Raw genomic sequence first — 22,981 nt, 5'->3', positions numbered from 1 at the left:
CGGACGGGGCCCCTTCGGCGTTCGATCGGCCGGCCGGCCGGCTGGCCGGTACCGGTGACCGGTCTGGTGCCGGTGCCGGTGAACGGTGACCGGTGTCAGTGACCGGCGCCCGTGGACGGCGAGCCCGACGGGGAACCGGACGGCTTGCCCGCGGCGGCACCGGACGGGCTGCCGGACGGGGTGGCACCGGCCTGCGGGCTGCCGGACGGCGCGCCCGACGGCGTGGCACCGGCCTGCGGGCTGCCCGAGGGGGAGCCGGAGGGGGTGGCACCGGCCGCGGCGGGCGCCTCGGTCGGGCCGAAGCCCGCGTAGTAGCCGGTGCTCGGCACCACGAAGGCCTCCAGCGCGACGTCGCCGGTGCTGGAGAGCTTGAACTGGACCTTCTGGGCGTCGCCGTCCTTGACGGCCTCGCGGCCGCCCTCGATCACGGCGGAGGCGTTGCCCTTGCCGCCGAGCACGACCGAGCCGCCCGCCGGGACGACGATCTTGCCGGTGCCGCCGGCCGCGGGCTTGAGCTCCACCCGGCCCTTGGAGCCGCCGAGGGTGATCGCCTCAAGGGTCTCGGGCTTGGTCCCGGCGTTGAAGATGGTCGCGGACACCACGGCCGGACCCTTCTTCTCCTTCTCGCCCTGGGTGATCACCAGAGCGTTCTGGATCTTGATGTCGCCCTTGGTGACGGCCGCGTTGTCCGGCTTGATCTGCAGCGTCTGGGCGTCGTTGCCCGCACCGCATGCGGCGAGCGATCCGATCGAGAACACGATGGCGGCGGCGGCGAGGGCGCCGCGTCGAAGGCTGCGGCTCACGGCGGCGGCAACTCCTTGGACGTACGGACGGAGGGTCGTGCGGGCGAAGGTAAAGCCGCCCTAAGGGTCAGTCAGCGCGCTTAGGTTACCGAGCCGCCGCCCCGCCCCCGCACCCGACCCTCCGGTGCCGCGGGGGTGCGGCCGGGCGCGCCGCTCCCGGCTCGCCGATCTTTCATTCCCGCCGCACTTCCGGTGCGCGTCCGTAAATCGCCGGTGATCGTCCGGCGGGCACCCGCCGGTGATCAATTTCCCGGATTCCTTCGAACGGGCGCGGTGATCAATTCAGGATTGGGCCGGAACCGCTCCGTACGGAGGGCCGACAGCCGAACGGAGTAGTTCGCCGCGGCCCCGCCGAACCAGGCAAAACGGGACGTACATCACGTCGACCGGGTCGCCCGGCAGGTGTAACGTGGCCGTTTCGGCGTGTCCGCACAGCGCCTCCGACCTGCGAATACCCCCTTCCGGAAGCCCTCCGCAGCACGCCCCCCGCGCTGTTGTCAAGCCCCGAGATATGCCCTGACCTGCGAAAACGCCATTCAGAACAGTCAGTTCTCGTGTTACCCTGGATAGCCACGGAAGGGGTACCTGTCACATGACGTTCAAGGTTGGCGACACCGTGGTCTATCCCCATCACGGGGCCGCGCTGATCGAGGCCATCGAAACTCGCCAGATCAAAGGCGTGGACAAGACCTACTTGGTGCTCAAGGTCGCCCAGGGCGACCTGACGGTTCGTGTGCCTGCGGACAATGCGGAGTTCGTCGGCGTTCGCGATGTAGTCGGCCAGGACGGGCTGGACCGGGTCTTCGAGGTGCTGCGTGCACCGTACGCCGAAGAGCCGACGAACTGGTCCCGTCGCTACAAGGCAAATCTGGAGAAGCTCGCTTCTGGCGACGTCATCAAGGTCGCCGAAGTGGTGCGTGACCTGTGGCGTCGTGAGCGCGAGCGCGGGCTCTCGGCGGGCGAGAAGCGCATGCTCGCCAAGGCGCGTCAGATTCTGGTCAGCGAGCTCGCGCTCGCTGAGAACACCAACGAGGACAAGGCCGAGGCCCTCCTCGACGAGGTTCTCGCGTCCTGACGCGACGGACCGTTCCACACAGTGTGCCGCGGTGCCCGATGACGGCGCCTCCCTTTTTTCGTCCGGGAGGCCTGTCGCCGGGCGCTGCGGCATGTCTGGCCCCACCCGCCGCGCACATCCCTCACGCACCCTGCTGCGCCCCGCACACCACCTCGCGGCACACCACGCCGCACGCCGCGCGCGACGTCGCCCTCCACGCACCGGACCCACATCACACACCGCCGCACCGCCGTGCTGCACCACCGGCGTGCCGGAGCGCCGGCGTACTGGCGTGTGCCGGGTCCGGGCAGCCGGCTCGACCGGTCGTCACGGAAGGGGCGAGGGCAGCGCACCCGGCACCCTTCAGGCCATACCCACGTCGGCCGAAGCCACAAACCTGGCCGATTCCCCGGAGCTAGCGGAGCTACCCGATGTATGACGAATCGCGCCCCGAGCGCCCCCGCCGCACCGCCGCGGTGATCCCCGCCGCCGGCCGCGGCGTCCGGCTCGGACCCGGCGCGCCCAAGGCCCTGCGCACGCTCGGCGGCACGCCGATGCTGATCCACGCCGTCCGCGCCATGGCCCGCTCCCGTGCCGTCTCCCTGGTGGTCGTCGTCGCCCCCGCCGACGGCGCCGGCGAGGTGAAGAACCTCCTCGACGAGCACGCCCTGCCCGACCGGACCGACATCCTCGTCGTGCCCGGCGGCGAGACCCGCCAGGAATCCGTACGGGCCGGCCTCGACGCCCTGCCCGAGGACGTCACCGACGTCCTCGTGCACGACGCCGCGCGCCCCCTCGTCCCCGTCGACACCGTCGACGCCGTGGTCGAGGCCGTCCGCGCCGGCGCCCCGGCCGTCGTGCCCGCCCTGCCGCTGGCCGACACCGTCAAGGAGGTCGAGCCCGGCCGGCCCGGCGAGCCCGAGCCGGTCGTCGCCACCCCCGAACGGTCCCGGCTGCGGGCCGTGCAGACCCCGCAGGGCTTCGACCGCGCCACCCTGGTGCGCGCCCACGACAGCGTCGCCGTCAACGGCGAGGGCGCCACCGACGACGCCGGAATGGTGGAAAAGACCGGCGTCACCGTCGTGGTCGTCCCCGGCCACGAAGAAGCCTTCAAGGTCACCCGCCCGCTCGACCTGGTCCTCGCCGAGGCCGTACTCGCCCGCAGGAGGGCCACCGATGCCTACTGACACCCCGACGCCCACGCCCCCGGTGCTGCCGCTCGTCGGCATCGGCACCGACGTCCACGCCTTCGAGCAGGGCCGCGAGCTGTGGTGCGCCGGCCTGCGGTGGGACGACGCCGACAGCGGCGGGTACGGCCTGGCCGGCCACTCCGACGGCGACGTCGCCGCCCACGCCGCCTGCGACGCCCTGTTCTCCGCCGCCGGCCTCGGCGACCTCGGCGCCCACTTCGGCACCTCCCGGCCCGAGTGGTCGGGCGCCTCGGGCGTCACCCTGCTCGCCGAGGCGGCCCGGATCGTGCGCGCGGCCGGCTTCGAGATCGGCAACGTCTCCGTCCAGGTGATCGGCGTACGCCCGAAGATCGGCAAGCGCCGCGACGAGGCGCAGAAGGCGCTCGGCGAGGCCGTCGGCGCCCCCGTCGCCGTCTCCGGCACCACCACCGACGGCCTGGGCCTGACCGGCCGCGCCGAAGGCCTGGCCGCGATCGCCACCGCCCTGGTGTACCGCACGAACCCCGCCTGAGCACCGCTCGCACCGGCCTGCCGGTGCACCTGGGCCCCGCCCGAGCGCCGCTCGGCGGGGCCGCCGTCCGGCGACAAAGCCGCCCCGCGCCCGCAAACGGTCGCGGGGCACTGCCGCAGGCGCACTACCCTGGTTGCCGTGACTATTCGCCTGTACGACACCAGCGCCCGGCAGATCCGCGACTTCACCCCGCTCGTGCCGGGCTGCGTCTCGATCTACCTGTGTGGTGCGACCGTGCAGGCCGCCCCGCACATCGGGCACATCCGCTCCGGTCTGAACTTCGACATCATGCGCCGCTGGTTCACCCACCGGGGCTACGACGTGACCTTCGTCCGGAACGTCACGGACATCGACGACAAGATCATCGCCAAGTCGGCCGAGCAGGGCCGCCCCTGGTGGGCCATCGGCTACGAGAACGAGCGCGCCTTCAACGACGGCTACTCCGCCCTCGGTTGCCTCCCGCCCACCTACGAGCCCCGCGCCACCGGCCACGTCACCGAGATGGTCGAGATGATGCGCGGCCTGATCGAGCGCGGCCACGCCTACGAGGCCGACGGCAACGTCTACTTCGACGTGCGCTCCTACCCGGACTACCTGGCCCTGTCCAACCAGGACCTGGACAACCTCCTGCAGCCCTCCGGCGAGGGCGAGACCGGCAAGCGCGACCCCCGCGACTTCGCGATGTGGAAGGCCGCCAAGCCGGGCGAGCCCTCCTGGGAGACCCCGTGGGGCCGCGGCCGCCCCGGCTGGCACCTGGAGTGCTCGGCCATGGCGCACAAGTACCTGGGCAGCGCCTTCGACATCCACGGCGGCGGCCTCGACCTGGTCTTCCCCCACCACGAGAACGAGATCGCCCAGGCCAAGGCCTACGGCGACGAGTTCGCCCGGTACTGGGCCCACAACGCCTGGGTCACCATGTCCGGCGAGAAGATGTCCAAGTCCCTGGGCAACTCGGTGCTCGTCTCCGAGATGGTCAAGAACTGGCGTCCGATCGTCCTGCGCTACTACCTCGGCACCCCGCACTACCGCTCGATGATCGAGTACAGCGAGGAGGCCCTGCGCGAGGCGGAGTCCGCCTTCGCGCGCATCGAGGGCTTCGTCCAGCGCGTCGTGGAGAAGGCCGGGGGCGTCGTCGAACCGGCCGCCGACGTGCCGCCCGCGTTCGCCGAGGCCATGGACGACGACTTCGGGGTGCCGCAGGCCCTGGCCGTCGTCCACACCACCGTCCGCCAGGGCAACAGCGCGCTGGCCGCCGACGACAAGGAAGCCGCCGTCGCCCGCCTCGCCGAGGTACGGGCCATGCTGGGCGTCCTCGGTCTGGACCCGCTCGACCCGCACTGGGCCGGCGAGACCGACCGCGGCGAGGACCTCCACGGCGTCGTGGACTCCCTCGTACGCCTGGTCCTGGACCAGCGCGAGTCGGCCCGGGGCCGCAAGGACTGGGCCACCGCCGACGCCATCCGCGACCAGCTCCAGCAGTCGGGCCTGGTCATCGAGGACAGCCCCACCGGGCCGCGCTGGACGCTCGGCCCCCGCTGAGACCAGCCGGACGTGCCGCCCACAGGCTGTGGGCGGCACACTGGTGATACGTTCGTACTTTTCACAGAGACAGGTAGTCATGGCCGGGAACAGCCAGCGCAGGAACCGCCGCACGTCCAACAAGAAGGGCGCCACGGTCGGCAGCGGTGGCCAGCGGCGCCGGGCCCTGGAAGGCAAGGGTCCGACCCCGCCCGCCTCGATGCGCAAGGGCCACGTCAAGAACCGCATCGCCAACGCCAAGGCGAAGGCCGCCGAGCGGCGCCGCCCCGCGCCCCGCCGCGGCGGCCCCAAGGGCACCAGCGAGATGGTCGTCGGCCGCAACCCGGTCTACGAGGCCCTGCGCGACGGCGTCCCCGCGACCACGCTCTACGTCCAGCAGTTCATCGACAACGACGAGCGCGTGCGCGAGGCCCTCGCCCTCGCCCAGGAACGCGGCAACGTCAACCTGATGGAGGCCCCCCGGCCCGAGCTCGACCGGATGACCGGCGGCCTCAACCACCAGGGCCTCGTCCTGCAGGTCCCGCCGTACGAGTACGCCCACCCCGACGACCTCACCGCCGAGGCCTACGACGACGGCGAGGACCCCCTCATCGTCGCCCTCGACGGCGTCACCGACCCCCGCAACCTCGGCGCGATCATCCGCTCCGTCTCCGCCTTCGGCGGCCACGGCGTGGTCATCCCCGAGCGCCGCGCCGCCGGCATGACCGCCGGCGCCTGGAAGACCTCCGCCGGCACCGCGGCCCGCACCCCGGTCGCCCGCGTCACCAACCTCACCCGCGCCCTGCAGGACTACAAGAAGGCCGGCATCACCGTCGTCGGCCTGGCCGCCGAGGGCGAGCACGAGATCGGCGACCTCGAAGCCCTGGGCGGCCCGGTCGTCATCGTCGTCGGCTCCGAGGGCAAGGGCCTGGGCCGCCTCGTCGGCGAGACCTGCGACTACCTCGTGCGCATCCCCATGCCCGGCGGCGCCGAGTCCCTCAACGCCGGCGTCGCGGCCGGCGTCGTCCTCTACGAGGCCGCCCGCCGACGCGGCTGACCACGGTGCGGATTCCCCCGGTCGGCGGCTCGCACCGCCGCCGACCGGGTGGGACACCCGCCCAAACCCGCCCGCCCGCACCGCCCGCCTCCCGGGCGACACCGGCTCCGCCGGATGGCCGGAAATCGCGCCTTGACGGGCCTCGGACAGATCAACGCTGTCAAGGCAGTGTCCTAAACACTGATCACTCGGTTAGATGAGTGTGGACACCAGAACGCCCCGGTTCGACGACCAGCCTGCCCTGAGCATGGTCAAGGTGCCGTGCGACCCGGCACAGGTCATCGTGAACCACGCCAGCTTCCGCGTGCGGCTCGCACCGAGCCCGAGCGCGCGTCCCCACCAGCCCGCGAAGACCCCCGCCGGCATCCCCGCCCTCAGCGGCGCCGCGGTGGCCGCGGCCGGCGCGACCCGCCGCCGCGCCCCCGTCGTCTGGTCCGGCAAGTCGTCCCCCGGCGACTCCGCGGCCACCGGCGGACTGCTCCAGGCCGTACGGGAGTCCGGCCGCGGCCACGACGAGTACGACGGAGGCGCCACCCAGGTCATCCCGCGCGTCGACCTCGCGCACGACCTCGCCGACGACACCCTCCCCACCCCCACCGTCATCGGCCAGCGCAGCTACCGCGACGCCGACGACGACCGCGACACCCGCGCCATGGCCGCCGTACGGGACCTGCCGTACACCGGCCGCCCCCCGCACCAGCCCCCGCCCGGCACCGGCCCCGCCGACCGCGCCGGCCGGACCCAGGCCGACGCCCGCGGCCACGCCTCGTACTACCCCGGCCGCCGGATGAACCTCGGCGTCGTCCTGCTGCCGCTGCGCATCTTCCTCGGCTTCATCTCCATCTACGCCGGCATGGGCAAGCTGTGCGACCCCGTCTACTTCGACGGCGGCGAACGCGGGTCCATGGTCACCTGGCTGCACACCCTGCACCCGTGGGCCCTCGCCGAACCGCTGCGCGACTTCGCCCTCGCCCACCCCGTCGGAGCCGGCCTCAGCGTCGCCTTCCTCCAGGTCGTCGTCGGCGTCCTCACCGTCCTCGGCCTCTGGCAGCGACTGGCCGCCTGCATCGGCGCCCTGCTCTCCGCCGCCCTGCTGATGACCGTCAGCTGGAAGACCGTCCCCGCCTACGACGCGCCCGACATCATCTACCTCGCCGCCTGGAGCCCCCTGATCATCGCCGGCGCGCCCGTCTACTCCCTCGACGGACGCCTCGCCGGCGAGGCCTGGCGCACCCTCGGCCCCCGCTCCGAGGTCTGGCAACTGCGCCGCCGCGTGCTGCGCCGCGGCGCCGTCATGGCCGCCGTCGTCTGCGGGCTCACCCTGCTCGTCGGCTCCGTCCTCGGCGGCGCCGTCCGCTCCAGCACCGTCGTCACCGTGCCCGGACCGGGCCGGGCCCCCACCAACTACCTGCCCGGGCAGCCGCTCCCGCAGCAGCAGCCCTCCACCTCCCGCAAGCAGCAGGGCCCGCCGCCCCAGCAGCCCTCCGCCCCCGCCACGCCTTCCGCCAAGGCGTCCGAACCGGCCAGGACCGGCAAGGCCACCCCCGGCACCACCGGCCGCACCACCACCGGCTCCGAATCCCCCACCGCCACCCGCGGCACCGGCGGCCAGCAGACCCCCAGGAGCAGCACCACCCGCAGCGGATCCACCGCGACCACCTCGCCCAGGACGCCCACCTCCTCGGGCAGCAGCGGCTCCGGCAGCGGCACCTCCGGCGGCAGCCGCTCCGGCCTCGTCGGCGGCCTCCTCGGCTGACCGCCACCCCGCCCGACACACCCGACGGGGCCCGGCGCACCACCAGGTGCACCGGGCCCCGTCGCCGTACCCCGCGCGCAGGGCTCAGACGGCCGCCTGAGCGCCCCATTCCCGTGCCGCCTCGGCCAAGTCCTTCGCCGTGTCGATCGCCCGCCAGTAGGCCCCCTGCGGCAGCGGGAAGCCCGCCAGCCGCCGCTCGCGCGCCAGCCTCGGGAACGTCGACCGCTCGTGGTCCCCCAGCTCCGGCAGCAGCGCGGCGAAGCCCGTCGCGAAGACGTACACCCCGGCATTGATCAGGTACGGCGACGGCGGCGCCTCCACGAAGTCCAGCACCTGCCCCGACTCGTCGGTCTCCACCGCCCCCCACGGGATCCGCGGCCGCGCCAGCGCCAACGTCGCCAGCGCCCCCCGCTCCTCGTGGAACGCCGCCATCTCGCGCAGCGAGAACCGCGTCCACACGTCGCCGTTGGTCGCGTACCACGGCTGCTCCGGGAACGGCAGTCGCGCCGCCGCGAACTTCAACCCGCCGCCGCGGCCCAGCGGTTCCTCCTCCACCACGGTCGTCACGCGCAGCGGCAGCACCGCCGCCGCCAGCCACTCCTGGAGGACCTCCGCCAGGTGACCGCACGAGACCACGGCGTCCGTGACGCCCTCGGCGGCCAGCCAGGCCAGTTGGTGCCCGATGATCGGCAGACCGCTACCGGGGATCTCCACCATCGGCTTGGGACGGTCGTCCGTGTACGGCCGCAGCCGCGAGCCCTGGCCGCCCGCCAGGACGACCGCCTGGGTGGGCGCCGCAGGACGCGCGGCTGCGGGAGGAACGGAGGACGGAACAGGAAAAGGTGCCGACATGGCGGCAGCCTAAGGACCCCCGACCGCACGACGCGGCCGGAACGGCCCGTCAGCTCGCCGAGAGGACCCCCGTGGCGTACGACGTGTCACACACCGGGCGGGCGTAGGACTGGGCCTTCGTCGGACCCACCACCTTCACGGCCGCCTCACCCAGCGCCCGCGCGATGCCCACGCAGTGCGCGGCGAGCGTCGTGGGCCGCTTGTCCACCTCCTGCTGGAGGTGCGTGAGGACCACGCCCGGATCCGTCCCCTGCTGCAGCTCGCTCAGCAGCTTGTCGCGCAGCACCTCGTGCGCGGCGGCCGGCTTCTGCGGCACGGAGACGTCCTCGGCGGAGGCGGTCAGCATCTGGGACGGCGTGTTGTCGGCCCAAGGGACCATGGTGACCGCGAGGGTCCCGGACAGGACCAGAACGACGGGCAGGACCAGGGCGAGGGAACGGCCGATACGGCGTGCAGTGTGGGTCACGAGGGCGAGAGTAGCGCTCGGTGAAGATATGGCGACATTTAGTCACCCTGTCGAGGGACGGTTCGACGTGGTTTTTCGAATGGGGTGTTGACGCACGCCGCTCGAAATGCCCCCGTTCGCCGGGGAAATGACCGGAAGCCCCCCGCAAACGCGGGAGGGGCACGGGCGCCCCGCACCCGAACCCCTCCCGGAACGCGGTCAGTCGGAGAGGCGCTCGCCCGACGACGTCGCGAACACGTGCGTCTCACCGGAGCGCGGCGTCACGTGCAGCGTGGCGCCCTTCTCCGGAACCTGCCGGCCGTTCACCCGGACCACGAGGTCCTGCCGCGCGCCGCCGACCTCGGCCGTGCCGTAGACGTAACCGTCCGCGCCCAGCTCCTCGACCACGTTCACGGTGACGGCCAGACCGCCCTCCTCGCTCAGGTCGAAGTGCTCCGGCCGCACGCCGACGGTCACCGTACGGTCACCCGCGTCCGCAGCGGCCGACAGCGCCGTGCGCGACACCGGCACCACGCTCTCGCCGAACTTCACACCGCCGTCGGCGATCGGCACCTCCACCAGGTTCATGGCGGGAGAGCCGATGAACCCGGCGACGAACAGGTTCGCCGGCCGGTCGTACATGTTGCGCGGCGTGTCCACCTGCTGCAGCACGCCGTCCTTCAGCACCGCCACCCGGTCACCCATGGTCATGGCCTCGACCTGATCGTGCGTGACGTAGACGGTCGTGATGCCGAGGCGCCGCTGGAGCGAGGCGATCTGGGTACGCGTGGACACGCGCAGCTTGGCGTCGAGGTTCGACAGCGGCTCGTCCATGAGGAACACCTGCGGCTGCCGCACGATCGCCCGGCCCATCGCCACCCGCTGGCGCTGGCCACCGGACAGCGCCTTCGGCTTGCGGTCCAGGTAGGGGCGCAGGTCGAGGATGTCCGCGGCCTCCTCCACCTTCTTGCGGATGACGGCCTTCTCGACGCCGGCGATCTTCAGGGCGAAGCCCATGTTGTCGGCGACGCTCATGTGGGGGTACAGCGCGTAGTTCTGGAACACCATCGCGATGTCCCGGTCCTTGGGCGGCAGGTGTGTGACGTCGCGGTCGCCGATCCGGATGGCGCCGCCGTTGACGTCCTCCAGGCCGGCGAGCATCCGCAGCGAGGTCGACTTGCCGCAGCCCGAGGGCCCGACGAGCACGAGGAACTCGCCGTCCTCGATGTGCAGCTCCAGCTGATCGACGGCCGGCTTCTCGCCGCCGGGGTAGAGCCTGGTCGCCTTGTCGAAGGTGACAGAAGCCATGGGTGATGCATCCCTTCTACCGGCAGGAACGTGCCGGACGATCCGAGTGGAAGGAGTGTCTTGGTCTAGTCCACGAAGTGGACCGCTGGTGACGCTACCTGGCGTGCGCCCGGATGTCAGCACCCGCGCCGGCCCCGACCGCGGGACGCACCGTGAGATTTTCGACAGTCGGGCGGCCCGGGCCTGGGTACACTGCACGGGCGTGCCTCCTTAGCTCAGCTGGCCAGAGCACCGCTCTTGTAAAGCGGGGGTCGTCGGTTCGAACCCGACAGGGGGCTCAGTGCGCGAAGGCCTCGGACCGGTTGTGGTCCGAGGCCTTCGGTGTGTCCGGCCGGCGTCCGGCCCGTCTCAGTGGCGGCCCGCGACGCGGTCGGCCAGGCGGGCCAGGGGCGCCGTGGTCGGGGTGTGGGTGCGGGACTCGTGGCGGTCGGCCTCGCGGTAGGCGGCGTAGAGGGCGTGGACGCCCAGCCAGCGGAAGGGTTCGGGCTCCCAGCGGCGGACGCGGTGGTCGACCCAGGGCAGCGTGGTCAGGTCGGTGGGACCGCCCTGGCCGGAGTCCTGCTGGACCAGGTCGCGCAGGGTGCGGGCGGCCAGGTTGGCGGTGGCGACGCCGGAGCCGACGTAGCCGCCGGCCCAGCCCAGGCCCGTCGCGCGGTCCAGGGCGACGGTGGCGCACCAGTCGCGGGGGACGCCGAGGACGCCGGACCAGGCGTGGGTGATCTCGATGCCGGCGAGCTGGGGGAAGAAGGCGGTGAGGAGGTCCGCGAGGGCCCTGACGGTGGTGGGCGGGGTGCGGCCGTCGTGGTCGGTGCGGGAGCCGTAGCGGTACGGGACGCCGCGCCCGCCGAGGGCGATGCGGTCGTCGGCGGTGCGCTGGGCGTACATGTAGGCGTGGGCCATGTCGCCGAGGGTGGCGCGGTCGCTCCAGCCGATCCGGTCCCAGACGTCGGCGGGGACGGGAGCCGTGACGATCATGGAGGAGTTCATGGGGAGCCAGGAGCGTCTGTGGCCCTTGAGGGCGGCGGTGAAGCCCTCGGTGCAGCGCAGGACGTAGGGGGCGCGGACGGTGCCGTAGGGGGTGACGGCGCGCTTGGGGGCGATCTCGGTGACCGGGGTGGACTCGTGGATGGTGACGCCGAGGCGTTCGCAGGTGTCGGCGAGGCCGGTGACGAGTTTGGCGGGGTGGATGCGGGCGCCGTGGGGGGTCCAGCTGGCGCCGACGGCGTCGGCGATGTCGATGCGCTCGCGGGTCTCCAGGGCGGAGAGGAAGGTGCGGTCGGTCTCGCCGAACGCCGTCTCGGCCTCGTGGAAGGCCTTGAGGCGGGTGAGTTGGGCGGGGGTGCGGGCGACTTCGAGGACTCCGCCGCGGTGGATGTCGGCGTCGATGCCTTCCTTGGCGGCGGTCTCGACGACTTCGGTGACGGTGTCGTTCATGGCCTGCTGGAGGCGTTTGGCCGCGTCGTGGCCGTGGAGGCGGGCGTAGCGGTCGCGGCCGGCCACGCCGTTGTAGAGCCAGCCGCCGTTGCGGCCGGAGGCGCCGTAGCCGCAGAACTTCTGTTCGAGGACGGTGATCCGGAGGAAGGGTGCGGCTCGCTTGAGGTAGTAGGCCGTCCACAGGCCGGTGTAGCCGCCGCCGACGATGACCACGTCGGCGGTGGTGTCCCCGGTGAGGGGTGCGCGGGGTGGCGGGGTGCCCTGGTCCGCGTACCAGAAGGAGATGCCGCCGTTGATCGTCGAGCTGGTGGTCATGGGGGAGTGGTACACCGCGTTCCGGATGCGTGTCCAGGGTCGGGGGCTACCGTCGGGGCATGAGCGAGGTCGGTGGGGCCGGCGGGGTCGGTGACGCGGTCGAGGTGCCGGAGGGGCTGGCGCGGGCGCAGCTCCGGTTCAACGGGGAGGCCGGGCGGGCGTTCGTGGCGGCGTTGCCGGGGCGGGTGGCCCAGTTCCTGGAGCGGTGGGAGCTGCGGCGGGACGGTCCGGTGCTGCACGGGGTGACGGCGCTGGTGCTGCCGGTGCGGCGGCGGGACGGTTCCGGGGCGGCGTTGAAGGTGTCGATGCCGGACGACGAGAGCGCGGGCGAGCCGGTGGCGTTGCGGCGGTGGGCGGGGGAGGGGTGCGTGCGGTTGCTGGAGCACGATCCGGCGACGGGCACGCTGCTGCTGGAGCGGCTGGACCACGGCCGGCACCTGTCGGTGGTGGCCGAGGACGAGCCTCGGGCGGCGGTGCAGGTGGTCGCGGGGCTGCTCGCGCGGCTGACGGCGGTGCCGGCGCCGGCGGGGCTGCGGCGGTTGGAGGACGAGGTGCGGGGGTTGCTGGCGCGGGTGCCGGCGGTGGTGGGGCGGTTGGCCGATCCGGTGGAGCGGGGGCTGGTACGGGCATGGGGGGCGCAGGTGGCGGAAGTGGCGGGTGAGTCGGGGGACCGGCTGCTGCACTGGGACCTGCATTTCGACAACGTGCTGGCGGCGGGCCGGGAGCCGTGGCTGGCGATCGACCCGAAGCCGCTGGCGGGGGATCCGGGCTTCGATCTGCTGCCCGCTCTGCGGGACCGTTTCGACGCCGGTGACGTGCGGTGGCGGTTCGACCTGATGACCGAGGCGCTGGGGCTGGACCGGCGGCGGGCGCGGGTGTGGACGCTGGCGCGGGTGCTGCAGAACGCGGTGTGGGACGTCGAGGAGGGGGAGCGGCGGCTCGACGGGGAGCAGGTGGCTCTGGTGGAGCGGCTGCCGGGGGCGTAGGGGCGGGGTTCGCCGCTTAGGCTGCGCGCATGATTCGTAGAGCCACGATCGATGACGTTCCGGCCCTTCTGGCCATGATCCGCGAGCTGGCGGAGTACGAGAAGTGCCTGCACGAGGTGCGCACGACGGAGGAGCAGCTGGGTGCCGCGCTGTTCGGGGAGCGGCCGGCGGCGTTCGCGCACCTCGCGGAGACGGCCGAGGGGGAGGTCGTCGGTTTCGCGTTGTGGTTCTTGAACTTCTCCACGTGGCGCGGTGTCCACGGGATCTACCTGGAGGACCTGTACGTCCGCCCGGAGGCGCGCGGCGGCGGGTACGGGCGGGAGCTGATGGCGGAGTTGGCGCGGATCTGCGTGGCGCGGGGTTACGAGCGGCTGGAGTGGTCGGTGCTGAACTGGAACCGGCCCGCGATCGAGTTCTACGAGCGGTTGGGGGCGCGTCCGCAGGACGAGTGGACGGTGTACCGGCTGACGGACGAGGCGCTGGCGCGGTTCGCGGCCTAGGCGCGCGCCGGTGCGCGCCGGTGCGGCGGCGCTGCGCCGGCGCACGGCCGGCTACCGGGTCAGGCGGGGACGCGGGGGAAGCGGGACTGGAGCGTCCAGATGGTCGGGTTGTCGGCGAGGCCTTCGTGCATGTCGGTCAGGTCGGCGATCAGGTCGTGCAGGAAGTCGCGGGCCTCGCGGCGCAGGAGGCGGTGGGCGAAGGTGAGCGGGGGTTCTTCCGCGGGCATCCAGTCGGCTTCGATGTCGACCCAGCCGAAGCGGCGTTCGAAGAGCATGCGGTCGGTGGACTCGGTGAAGTCGAGCTCGGCGTACTGGCTGCGGGAGGCGCGGCTGCCGTGGGGGTCCTGGTCGAGCTGCTCGACGATGTCGCACAGGGCCCAGGCGAAGTCGAGCACGGGCACCCATCCCCAGGCTGTGGACAGTTCCCGGTCCTCCTTGGTGTCGGCGAGGTAGACGTCGCCGCAGAAGAGGTCGTGGCGCAGGGTGTGGACGTCCGCGGTCCGGTAGTCGGTCTGCGGGGGGTCCGGGAAGCGCCGGGAGAGGGAGTAGCCGATGTCGAGCACGCCTCCGATGGTGTCATGCGCCGGGGGCGGCCGGGGCGGGCGGTGGCGTCCGCCCCGGCCGGGGGTCAGCGGACGTTGACCGCCGTCCAGGTGGCGGCCACGGCGGTGGCCTCCGGGCTCGCGGGTCCGTAGAGGTCGGTGGCGGCGCGCAGGGTGGCGGTGCGGGCGCCGGCGTAGGAGGTGGTGGAGGTCATGTTCAGGGTCAGGGCGCGGTACCAGATGCGCAGGGCCTTGTCGCGGCCGATGCCGGGGAGCCGGGAGCCGTCGTGGGTGGGGGAGTCGTAGGTGACCGCGTTGATCGTCTTGGTGCCGCTGCCTTCGGCGAGGAGGTAGAAGAAGTGGCGGGCCGGACCCGAGGCGGCGTAGGGGTCGAGCCGGCCGATGTCCTTGGACCAGTAGTCCGGGGAGCGGCCGTCGGAGCTGGGGCGGTCCATGCGGCGCAGGGGCGCGTCGGGCTGGAGGCGCTCGCCGAAGAGGTAGTCGCCGACGTCGGTGGGGTTGTCGGCGAAGAATTCGCCGCCCGCGGCGAGGATGTCGGCGGTCGCGACGCGCAGGGCGCCGGGCTCGCCGCTGTAGGCGAGGTTGCCGGTGCTGCTGACGAGGCCCTGGGCGAGGGTGTGGCCGACGATGTCGAGCGAGGTGGGGGCCTTGCCGCCGGGGGCGCCGTCGCCGTAGCCGACGCAACCGCAGCTGTCGTCCCAGTGGGCGCCGGGGTGGGCGGAGCCGACGTGGACGCGGGAGGTGACGCCGCGGCCGTCGCCGCGGACGCCCTTGCGGCCGAAGGCCGCCAGGTAGAAGTCCCAGGTCACGGCGGAGCCGTACTGGACGTCGACGGCGGCGGTCTGGCGGTGGGCGGGGGTGCCGTCGCCCCAGGTGTTGTCGGGGTCGGTGAACAGGACGCCACCGGAGCCGGTGCTCTGGTTCATGGCGTCGAGGGTGCGGGTGTCGCCGCGGGTGGGGTCGCGGAGCTGGTAGGTCGTGCCGGTCCAGTACGTGGTGAGAGGGACGGCGCCGGCGTGCTGGCTCAGGCCGGTGCCGAGGGCGGGGCCGGGCGCGGGGGCGGCTGCCGCCGCCGGGATCGCCGCGGCGGGGGTCGCCGTGGCCAGGCAGGCCGCGGCCAGTGTCGCCAGGGCGAGGGCGACCGGGGTTGCCGGGCGGGGGCGCGGGGAGTGCGGGTGGGACACTCTGGCTCCTTCGCGGGGTGGGCCGTGGGTGGCCCTGGCGAGGCTGCCAGCGGAATGCCGCATACGGCAGGTGCACGACAAGGCTGGCGCCCGGCTTGGCCGAAGACAGGGCTGCCCCGACCGGATTCCACCGACCGAACCAGCCCGACCCCCCACCACAGGGGCCGCTCCCGCCGCAGCCCGGCCCCCTGGCCCGACCCGGGCCCACCGCAGCGGAGCCGGAGCAGGGCCCGGCCCGGCTCGGCCCGGGGACAGGGGCCGCTCCTGTCGTAGCCCGGCTGGGTCGGGGGCGGAGGGTGGGGGTGTGCGGGACGTAAAGCGTGATTTGTGGCGTAACCGCCGCGCAAGGTGCTGGATCGTCCGGATCCGCCATAAATCATGCAGTCCCGCACACCCCCACCCGGAGCCCCCGGCCCCCTGACGTCGACCCGGAGCGCCCCGGCTCGGCCTGGCCGGGGTGCGCGGGCCGCTCCTGCCGCAGCCCGGCCCCCTGGCCCCACCCGGCCCCACCGCAGCGGAGCCGGAGCGGAGCCCGGCCCGGCTTGGCCCGGGGACAGGGGCCGCTTCTGTCGTAGCCCGGCCGCTGGCCCGACCCGGCCCCACCGCAGCCGAGCCGGAGCGGAGCCCGGCCCGGCTCGGCTACGACGGCAGAAGGCGTTGCTCCTTGGCCACCGCAACTGCGCCAGCCCTGGTGTCCACGCCGAGTTTGTCGTAGATGCGGCCCAGGTGCGTCTTGACCGTGGCTTCGCTGATGAACAGGGCCCGGGCGATCTCCCGGTTCCCCAGGCCGTGGGCGAGCTGGCCCAGGATGTCCAGTTCGCGGTCGGTCAGGGTGGGACGCGCCCCGCGCATCTGGGCCATCACACGGTTGGCGACCGGTGGCGAGAGGGTGGTGTGGCCCTGGGCCGCGGAGTGGATCGCCGCGAACAGCTCCTCCGGCCGCTCGGCCTTCAGCAGATAGCCGGTGGCCCCGGCGTTGATCGCACGGGTGATGTCGGCGTCGGTGTCGTACGTGGTCAGGACGAGGACGTGCGGAGGCTCGGGCAGGGCCGTGATGCGGCGGGTGGCTTCCACGCCGTCGATGCCCGGACCGAGTTGGAGGTCCATGAGGACCACGTCGGGGCGCAGTTTGGCGGCCAGGGCCACGGCTTCCTCGCCGCTGCCGGCCTCGCCGAGGACCTCGATGTCGGGTTCGCTGCCGAGGAGTGCCAGCAGGCCGGCCCGGACCACGACGTGGTCGTCGCACAGCAGGATCGTCGTCATGGCCCGGGGTCCGTTCTGTGGTGCGGGGTGCTGTCCAGGGGAATGGCCGCCGAGAGGACCGTTCCCTCGCCGGGCGCCGATTCCACGGTCAGGGTGCCGCCGAGCTGGCCGGCCCGGGCGCGCATCGCGGGCAGGCCGTGGCCGCGGTCGGTGCCGCTGGGGTGCGGCGCGGTGAATCCGCGGCCGTCGTCGGCGATGTCCAGGACGACCTGGTCGCCGAGGAAGGACAGGGTCAGCGCGGCGGTCCGGGCGTGCGAGTGCTCCCGTACGTTGGCCAGCGCGCCCTGGGCGATGCGCAGCAGCGCGGACTGGGCGCGGTCGGGCAGGGGGACGGGGGTGCCCTCCAGGTGGAAGCGGACGGTGATGTCGGGTCCGGCGTCCAGGGCCCGCAGCGCGTCGGGCAGTCCGGCGCCGCCGGCCAGCTCGGGCGGGGCCAGGTCGTGCACCAGGCGGCGGGCCTCGGCCAGGCCGCGGGCGGCGATGCCGGTGGCGGTGCGGACGTGGGCGCGGGCGGTGGCGGGGTCGGTGTCCCAGGTGCGGTCGGCGGCCTGGAGGAGCATCTGCTGGCTGGACAGGTGCTGGGCGAGGGTGTCGTGGATCTCCATGGACAGGCGCTGCCGCTCGGCGAGGGTGCCCTCGCGGCGTTCGGTGGCGGCCAGCTCACGGCGCGTGCGGATCAGGTCGTCGATCAGGCCGCGCTGGGCCTGGCTCTGCCGTTCCATGTGGATGAAGACGGCGGTGGCGATGGCGGCGACGGCAGGCGGTGCCACGATCAGGTTGGGGTCGAAGGTGTCGGCCAGTTCGAGCTGGGCGAGCACGACGAAGACGGTGAGCAGGGCGACCAGGGCGACCGCGGCCCGCGGCGGCAGGGTGCGCAGAGCGGTGTAGAAGAGCGGTACGGCGCACCAGGCGAAGCTGGGCGCGAGGACGACCAGCACCAGCCAGGTCGCGACGACCAGGCCGAGCCAGAGCAGGCGGCGCAGGGTCGGTGCGGCGCCGAGGGCGGGTCCGAGGACGTAGAGCAGGGCCAGGGCCAGGCTCAGGGCGATGATCCAGGGGGTGCGGGGCTCGCCCGGGTGGCGCAGCAGGAAGCGCAGGAGGGAGGCGCCGAGCAGCAGGAAGAACGCCGTGTGCATGACGGCGGCCAGCACCCGGGTCCGCTCTCCCGCGGCGTTCACTTCGTTCACTGCTCTCTCCTGGTGCGCCTGCCTGCGACCATCCTCCCCCGGCGCGCCGGCGGGGGCCTCGCGGCGACGAAGCGGGGCCGGCGTCGTCGTCCGGTGCGGACGCCCCGGGCCGTCGCGCCGCGTGGACGACCCGCGTGGACGACCCACGTCGACGTCCCACGTCGTCGTCCTGCGTCCGACGTCCCCTCGACGTCCAGCCAAAGCCCTGTGCCCCGGGCGCGCATCGACCGATCGGATGACCCCGGGGTCATCCGGTGCGGCAGCCGGGGGCAGCCGGTCCGGGGACCGGCGGGCGGGGGGTGCGGACCCAGCATGGAGGTGCAGCAGGCGGAGCACCGAGCCCGTCCCCGTCACAGGAGATGCCGACATGAACAACCGCACCCGCGTCCTCACCGGTACCGCCCTCGCCGTCGCCCTGGGGGCCGGTGCCTTCGGGGCCGTCAGTGCCACCGCCGCGCCGGCCTCCGCGCCCGCCGCCGTCGCCAAGAAGAGCGACGACCAGACCTTCACCACCAGCACGCACCTGACGATCGGTGCCGCGACCCGCGCCGCGCAGGCCGCGCTGGAGGCGGCGCAGAAGGAGAACCAGAAGGTGACGGTCGCGGTCGTCGACCGCAACGGCAACACGATCGTCACCCTGCGCGGCGACGGCGCCGGCCCGCAGTCGTACGAGTCCGCGCAGCGCAAGGCCTTCACCGCGGTGTCCTGGAACGCCCCGACCTCCGTGCTCGTCGGCCGCCTCGCCCAGGCGCCGAACCTCAAGGACATCCCCGGCACCCTGTTCCTCGGCGGCGGCGCCCCCGTCCAGAAGGACGGCGCCCCGGTCGCGGGCATCGGTGTGGCCGGCGCGCCGAGCGGCGACCTGGACGAGAAGTACGCCAAGGCCGGCGTCGACTCCCTGAACAACTAGCCCCTGCCGCGGTCCGGTCCTGTGCGGTCCGGTCCCGTGCGCTCCGGCCCCGTCCGGTCCGGTCCACTCCCGTCCGGTCCGGTCCCGTCCGGTCCGTGCGCGTCGTACCCGGCGCTTAGGATCGGACGCGTGGTCCACCGCGCGCTCCGCCTCGCCGCCCCCGCCGTCGTCGCCCTGCTCGCCGTCACCACGGCGTGCACCGGCACCACGGTGCAGGGGCGGCCGGGCGCGTCCGGGCTGCGCGACCCGTTCTTCCCCAAGGCCGGCAACGGCGGGTACGACGTCCGGCACTACGGCCTCGACCTGACCTACGAGCCCGACACCGGCCGGCTGTCCGGCACGGCCGTGCTGACGGCCACCGCCACGCAGGGGCTGAGCTCCTTCAACCTCGACCTCGACGGCCTCGACGTCCAGGGTGTGACGGTGCAGGGGGCCGGGGCCCGGTTCAACCGGACCGGCCACGAGTTGACGATCCGTCCGGCGGGCGAGCTGGAGAAGGGCGAGGAGTTCCGCGCCGAGGTCCGCTACGCCGGACGTCCGCGGACCGTCGAGGACGGCGACGGTTCCGAGGAGGGCTGGATCCGCACGGACGACGGCGCGGTCGGCGTCGGTGAGCCGGTGGGGTCCATGGCCTGGTTCCCCGGCAACCACCACCCCAGCGACAAGGCGACGTACGACATCACGTTGCGCGTGCCGCAGGGCTACGAGGCGGTGTCCAACGGCGAGTTGCGCTCCCGCGCCGACGACGGGCAGGGCCGTACGGTCTTCGCCTGGCATGCGGCCGAGCCGATGGCGAGCTATCTGGCGACCGCGGCGATCGGCCGCTACAAGATCTCCACGACCCGCAGCCCGGGCGGTGTGCCCGTGCTGAACGCGGTCGTCCCGGAGGAGGCCGCCGGCAGTGCCCCCGCGCTGGAGCGGCTGCCGGAGGTCGTGGACTGGGGCAGCCGGCTGTTCGGCCCGTACCCGTTCGCCTCGGCGGGGGCGATCGTCGAACGCTCCGGCACCCTCGGGTACGCGCTGGAGACCCAGACCCGGCCCGTGTACTCGGGGGCGCCCGAGGTGGAGCTGGTGGTGCACGAGACGGCCCACCAGTGGTTCGGCGACAGCGTCTCGCCCGCGTCCTGGAAGGACATGTGGCTCAACGAGGGGTTCGCGACGTACGCCGAGTGGCTGTGGAGCGAGCAGCACGGGGGAGTCCGCGCGCAGGAGCGCTTCGAGGCCTTCCTCGACGGTGACACCGACGTCGATCCCTCGGCCCTGGAGGACTGGGCGGCGTTCCCGCCGGCCGTGCCGCCGGGGCCCGCGCGGATCTCCGACGCCCCCGTGTACTACCGCGGGGCGATGGTGCTGCACCGGATCCGGCAGGAGGCCGGGGACGAGGCCTTCTTCGACCTGGTCCGCGGCTGGGCGGCCGAGCGCCGCCACGGCAACGCCACCACGGCCGACTTCACCGCCTACGCCGAGGAGCGGACCGGGCAGGACCTGGACGAGGTGTGGGACGTCTGGCTGTACGGGCAGGACCGGCCGAAGGCACCGCGCCGCTGACCTCCGCCCCGGACGCCCGCTTCCGCTTCCGCCTCCGCCTCCGCCCCGCCCCCGGGCACCGGCTTCCGCGGCCCGGAAGGGTCATGCCAGGGGTTTGCGCAGCACCGTGCAGGCCCGGCCGCGCTCAAGGTCGCGGGCGTGGCGCAGGAAGGCGTAGCCCTGCGCCCGCCAGAACGCCAGCCCGCCGGGGTTGTCGTCCAGCACGGCGAGGCGTACGCCGTCCCGCCCGGCGGCGCGGAACCGGTCCTCGACCCGGCCGGCGAGGGCGCGGCCGTGGCCGCGCCGGTGGGCGCCGGCCTCGATCAGCAGCAGGCCGATCCACGGGTCCGGGTCCCCGGCGGCGGGGTCGGGGTGGTGGGCCAAGGTGGCGGCGAGCCCGACGAGCCGGCCGCCGCAGCGGGCCAGCAGCACTTCGGCGCCGGGCTGTGCCAGCTCTGCGGCGAGGGCCCGGGCGACCTGGCCGGAGGTGATCCGGGCGGGGTCGGGGAAGTCGCCGCTGAGCTCGAAGAACGCCCGGTTGGAGGCGTAGAGCGCGGTGACCTCGTCGAGCACCGGCCCGCACGGCGTGCCGTCCGGGGGGGAGAGGGATTCGAGCATCACCGGCCGACCCTAGCGGCTGACGGCGAAAGCCCCCTCCCCGGACGGCCGGGAGGGGGCTTCCGCCGTGCTGCGGGTGCCGGAGCACCGCCGCCGGGCCCGGTGGGGTCAGACGTTGACGCCGAAGTCCTGGGCGATGCCGGCCAGGCCCGAGGCGTAGCCCTGGCCGACGGCGCGGAACTTCCACTCGGCGCCGTTGCGGTAGAGCTCGCCGAAGACCATGGCGGTCTCGGTGGCCGCGTCCTCGGAGAGGTCGTAGCGGGCGATCTCGGCGCCGCCGGCCTGGTTCACGACGCGGATGTAGGCGTTGCGGACCTGGCCGAAGTTCTGCGAGCGGGACTCGGCGTCGTAGATCGAGACGGGGAAGACGATCTTGTCGACGTCGGCGGGGAGGCCCGCCAGGTTGACGTTGATGGCCTCGTCGTCGCCGGCGCCCTCGCCCGTGCGGTTGTCACCGGTGTGGACGATGGTCTGGTCCGGGGTGGACTTGTTGTTGAAGAAGACGAAGTGGCTGTCGGAGACGACCTTGCCCAGGGAGTTGACCGCGATGGCGGAGGCGTCCAGGTCGAAGTCGACGCCGGTGGTGGTGCGGACGTCCCAGCCGAGGCCGACGGTGACGGCGCTGAGGCCAGGAGCCTCCTTCGACAGCGAGACGTTGCCGCCCTTGGACAGGCTTACAGCCATGGGATGTCCCTTTCCTCATTCGCTCCCGCCCGCGCTCGCGCGGCGGGCTTGTCGCGGTGAAGTTACCGCTCATCCCCATAACGTCGGGAGGGGCCGGGCCGGTTCCCCGTCGTCGAACTCGGGGGAAATGCGGGTGACGCGGCGGCGGCCGGGGCGGAATCATGGGGTCATGCCTGGTCCCTATCCCATCCGCGGCTCGGTCGTGCTGCCCGAGGCCGAACTGTCGTGGCGGTTCTCCCGCTCCTCGGGGCCGGGCGGTCAGCACGTGAACACCTCCGACAGCCGGGTCGAGCTGCTGTTCGACCTCGGGGCCACGAAGGCGCTGCCGGAGGTGTGGAAGCAGCGCGCGCTGGAGCGGCTGGCCGGCCGGCTGGTGGACGGCGTGCTCACCGTGCGCGCCTCGGAGCACCGCTCCCAGTGGCGCAACCGCGAGATGGCGGCGGTCCGCCTGGCCGCCCTCCTGGCGGAGGCCACCGCGCCGCCGCCCAAGCCCCGGCGCCCGACGAAGATCCCGCGGGGCATCAACGAACGCCGCCTGCGGGAGAAGAAGGCCCGCTCCGAGACCAAGCGGAACCGCTCTTCCCGCGACTGGTGACCCCCGCGGGCGCCGAGCCGGTCCGCGCCCGGGCCGCACGGCAGCGCCCGCTCCCGCGCCCCTACGCCCCCAACTGCCGGTAGCGCCCCCTGAAGTACGTCAGCGGCGAGGCCTCCGGCGACGGCAGGGCCGTGCTCAGCACCCGGCCGATGACCAGCGTGTGGTCGCCCGCCGCGACCCGGGACTCCGTACGGCACTCCAGCGTGGCCAGGGCGCCGTCGATCAGCGGGGCGCCCGAGGCGGCGCCGCGCGTGTGGGGGAGGTCGGCGAAGAGCAGCCGGTCGCTGATCCGGCCCTTCATGGCGAACCGGCCCGCGACCTGCCGCTGGTGGTCGGACAGGACCGACACCGCCCACAGCGGCTGCTCCGCCAGCAGGTCGTCCATGCGGGAGCCCTCGCGCAGGCTCACCAGGACCAGCGGCGGGTCCAGGGACACCGACAGGAAGGCCGTCGCCGTCATCCCGACGTCCTCGCCGCGCGGGCCGTCCTCGGTCAGCGGCGGCTCGTGCGCGGTGACCAGCACCACGCCCGCAGCCAGGCGGGACATCGCGGCCCGGAACTCGTCGTTGCTCACCCCCTCAGGATGAGGCTTCGGTCCCGGACCGGGCTGCACCAGGGTGTTCGAGGGGCTCGTCTTCAGCACGTCCCCGACGCTAGCCTCGGCGTCCCGTGCCCCACATCGGGCCCCGGCCCGAGCCCGACCCGCGACCGCGGCCCTAGG

23 protein-coding genes and 1 tRNA gene are annotated in these 22,981 nt (G+C 73.6%); 12 read left to right on the top strand and 12 right to left on the bottom strand.

Annotated elements, in window-relative coordinates:
• Nucleotides 1-95: 95 nt before the first annotated feature.
• Complete coding sequence (locus LG632_RS05725) at nt 96-803, bottom strand: copper chaperone PCu(A)C domain-containing protein (RefSeq protein ID WP_226725703.1); 708 nt, start codon at nt 801-803, stop codon at nt 96-98.
• A 592-nt stretch (nt 804-1,395) separates the two neighbouring features.
• Here LG632_RS05725 and LG632_RS05720 point away from each other — a divergent pair.
• The 6 genes from LG632_RS05720 to LG632_RS05695 all read left to right on the top strand — a co-directional run bounded on the left by LG632_RS05720 (nt 1,396) and on the right by LG632_RS05695 (nt 7,889).
• Nucleotides 1,396-1,878 carry a CarD family transcriptional regulator gene (locus LG632_RS05720; RefSeq protein WP_003953493.1) on the top strand — a complete coding sequence of 161 codons (483 nt, stop codon included), beginning with the start codon at nt 1,396-1,398 and terminating at the stop codon, nt 1,876-1,878.
• Between the two features lie 410 nt (nt 1,879-2,288).
• Complete coding sequence (gene ispD, locus LG632_RS05715; protein ID WP_226725702.1) at nt 2,289-3,044, top strand: 2-C-methyl-D-erythritol 4-phosphate cytidylyltransferase; 756 nt, start codon at nt 2,289-2,291, stop codon at nt 3,042-3,044.
• Nucleotides 3,034-3,558, top strand: a complete 525-nt coding sequence (gene ispF / locus LG632_RS05710; RefSeq protein ID WP_226725701.1) for a 2-C-methyl-D-erythritol 2,4-cyclodiphosphate synthase — start codon at nt 3,034-3,036, stop codon at nt 3,556-3,558. Before ispD ends, ispF begins: the two co-directional genes overlap by 11 nt.
• Before the next feature lie 138 nt (nt 3,559-3,696).
• Nucleotides 3,697-5,097, top strand: coding sequence for a cysteine--tRNA ligase (gene cysS / locus LG632_RS05705; protein WP_226725700.1), 1,401 nt, complete (start codon nt 3,697-3,699; stop codon nt 5,095-5,097).
• Between the two features lie 79 nt (nt 5,098-5,176).
• Nucleotides 5,177-6,133, top strand: coding sequence for a 23S rRNA (guanosine(2251)-2'-O)-methyltransferase RlmB (gene rlmB / locus LG632_RS05700; RefSeq protein WP_226725699.1), 957 nt, complete (start codon nt 5,177-5,179; stop codon nt 6,131-6,133).
• Between the two features lie 196 nt (nt 6,134-6,329).
• Nucleotides 6,330-7,889 (top strand): DoxX family membrane protein, encoded by a 1,560-nt coding sequence (locus LG632_RS05695; RefSeq protein ID WP_226725698.1) that lies wholly within the window; start codon nt 6,330-6,332, stop codon nt 7,887-7,889.
• A gap of 84 nt (nt 7,890-7,973) precedes the next feature.
• Here LG632_RS05695 and LG632_RS05690 read toward each other — a convergent pair whose 3' ends face one another.
• The 3 genes from LG632_RS05690 to LG632_RS05680 all read right to left on the bottom strand — a co-directional run bounded on the left by LG632_RS05690 (nt 7,974) and on the right by LG632_RS05680 (nt 10,494).
• Nucleotides 7,974-8,741: a nucleotidyltransferase family protein gene (locus tag LG632_RS05690; RefSeq protein WP_226725697.1), complete on the bottom strand. Its 768-nt coding sequence runs from the start codon at nt 8,739-8,741 to the stop codon at nt 7,974-7,976.
• A gap of 49 nt (nt 8,742-8,790) precedes the next feature.
• Entirely contained in the window at nt 8,791-9,207 is a 417-nt protein-coding gene (locus LG632_RS05685; RefSeq protein ID WP_226725696.1) for a hypothetical protein, read from the bottom strand.
• A 198-nt stretch (nt 9,208-9,405) separates the two neighbouring features.
• A complete protein-coding gene (locus LG632_RS05680) occupies nt 9,406-10,494 on the bottom strand; it encodes an ABC transporter ATP-binding protein (protein WP_226725695.1) in 1,089 nt (362 codons plus the stop codon).
• A gap of 204 nt (nt 10,495-10,698) precedes the next feature.
• Here LG632_RS05680 and LG632_RS05675 point away from each other — a divergent pair.
• Nucleotides 10,699-10,772 (top strand) — tRNA-Thr (locus LG632_RS05675).
• 70 nt (nt 10,773-10,842) lie between these two features.
• Here LG632_RS05675 and LG632_RS05670 read toward each other — a convergent pair.
• Nucleotides 10,843-12,243 carry an NAD(P)/FAD-dependent oxidoreductase gene (locus tag LG632_RS05670; protein ID WP_226725694.1) on the bottom strand — a complete coding sequence of 467 codons (1,401 nt, stop codon included), beginning with the start codon at nt 12,241-12,243 and terminating at the stop codon, nt 10,843-10,845.
• A 59-nt stretch (nt 12,244-12,302) separates the two neighbouring features.
• Between LG632_RS05670 and LG632_RS05665 the strand changes: the two genes are divergently transcribed.
• Nucleotides 12,303-13,229 carry an aminoglycoside phosphotransferase family protein gene (locus LG632_RS05665; protein WP_226725693.1) on the top strand — a complete coding sequence of 309 codons (927 nt, stop codon included), beginning with the start codon at nt 12,303-12,305 and terminating at the stop codon, nt 13,227-13,229.
• Between the two features lie 29 nt (nt 13,230-13,258).
• Nucleotides 13,259-13,729 (top strand): GNAT family N-acetyltransferase, encoded by a 471-nt coding sequence (locus LG632_RS05660; protein WP_226725692.1) that lies wholly within the window; start codon nt 13,259-13,261, stop codon nt 13,727-13,729.
• A gap of 59 nt (nt 13,730-13,788) precedes the next feature.
• On the opposite strand, the gene LG632_RS05655 is transcribed toward LG632_RS05660, so the two are convergent.
• The 4 genes from LG632_RS05655 to LG632_RS05640 all read right to left on the bottom strand — a co-directional run bounded on the left by LG632_RS05655 (nt 13,789) and on the right by LG632_RS05640 (nt 17,875).
• On the bottom strand, nt 13,789-14,292 hold the full coding sequence (locus tag LG632_RS05655) for a hypothetical protein (protein ID WP_226725691.1): 504 nt from the start codon (nt 14,290-14,292) through the stop codon (nt 13,789-13,791).
• Nucleotides 14,293-14,357: 65 nt separating this feature from the next.
• Nucleotides 14,358-15,476, bottom strand: coding sequence for a M4 family metallopeptidase (locus LG632_RS05650; RefSeq protein WP_226725690.1), 1,119 nt, complete (start codon nt 15,474-15,476; stop codon nt 14,358-14,360).
• 639 nt (nt 15,477-16,115) lie between these two features.
• Entirely contained in the window at nt 16,116-16,739 is a 624-nt protein-coding gene (locus tag LG632_RS05645; RefSeq protein WP_226725689.1) for a response regulator, read from the bottom strand.
• Complete coding sequence (locus LG632_RS05640) at nt 16,736-17,875, bottom strand: sensor histidine kinase (protein ID WP_226725734.1); 1,140 nt, start codon at nt 17,873-17,875, stop codon at nt 16,736-16,738. The genes LG632_RS05645 and LG632_RS05640 overlap by 4 nt, the downstream gene beginning before the upstream one ends.
• 418 nt (nt 17,876-18,293) lie before the next feature.
• Between LG632_RS05640 and LG632_RS05635 the strand changes: the two genes are divergently transcribed.
• Both LG632_RS05635 and LG632_RS05630 read left to right on the top strand, forming a co-directional pair.
• Complete coding sequence (locus LG632_RS05635) at nt 18,294-18,836, top strand: GlcG/HbpS family heme-binding protein (protein ID WP_226725688.1); 543 nt, start codon at nt 18,294-18,296, stop codon at nt 18,834-18,836.
• 129 nt (nt 18,837-18,965) lie between these two features.
• Complete coding sequence (locus tag LG632_RS05630; protein WP_226725687.1) at nt 18,966-20,384, top strand: M1 family metallopeptidase; 1,419 nt, start codon at nt 18,966-18,968, stop codon at nt 20,382-20,384.
• Between the two features lie 81 nt (nt 20,385-20,465).
• Here the strand turns inward: LG632_RS05630 and LG632_RS05625 are convergent, their stop codons facing one another.
• Both LG632_RS05625 and LG632_RS05620 read right to left on the bottom strand, forming a co-directional pair.
• Nucleotides 20,466-20,981, bottom strand: a complete 516-nt coding sequence (locus LG632_RS05625) for a GNAT family N-acetyltransferase (protein WP_226725733.1) — start codon at nt 20,979-20,981, stop codon at nt 20,466-20,468.
• A gap of 108 nt (nt 20,982-21,089) precedes the next feature.
• Complete coding sequence (locus LG632_RS05620; RefSeq protein ID WP_226725686.1) at nt 21,090-21,665, bottom strand: TerD family protein; 576 nt, start codon at nt 21,663-21,665, stop codon at nt 21,090-21,092.
• Between the two features lie 169 nt (nt 21,666-21,834).
• On the opposite strand from LG632_RS05620, the gene arfB reads away from it, so the two are divergent.
• A complete protein-coding gene (arfB, locus tag LG632_RS05615; RefSeq protein ID WP_226725685.1) occupies nt 21,835-22,260 on the top strand; it encodes an alternative ribosome rescue aminoacyl-tRNA hydrolase ArfB in 426 nt (141 codons plus the stop codon).
• Nucleotides 22,261-22,321: 61 nt separating this feature from the next.
• Here arfB and LG632_RS05610 read toward each other — a convergent pair whose 3' ends face one another.
• Nucleotides 22,322-22,900 (bottom strand): flavin reductase family protein, encoded by a 579-nt coding sequence (locus LG632_RS05610; RefSeq protein ID WP_374203407.1) that lies wholly within the window; start codon nt 22,898-22,900, stop codon nt 22,322-22,324.
• Nucleotides 22,901-22,981 lie beyond the last annotated feature (81 nt).

The sequence above is a fragment of the Streptomyces antimicrobicus genome (genome assembly GCF_020532625.1).
Taxonomy (GTDB): domain Bacteria; phylum Actinomycetota; class Actinomycetes; order Streptomycetales; family Streptomycetaceae; genus Streptomyces; species Streptomyces antimicrobicus.
Note: the sequence above shows the minus strand (reverse complement) of the source record. Positions and strands in the feature narration are given on the sequence as shown.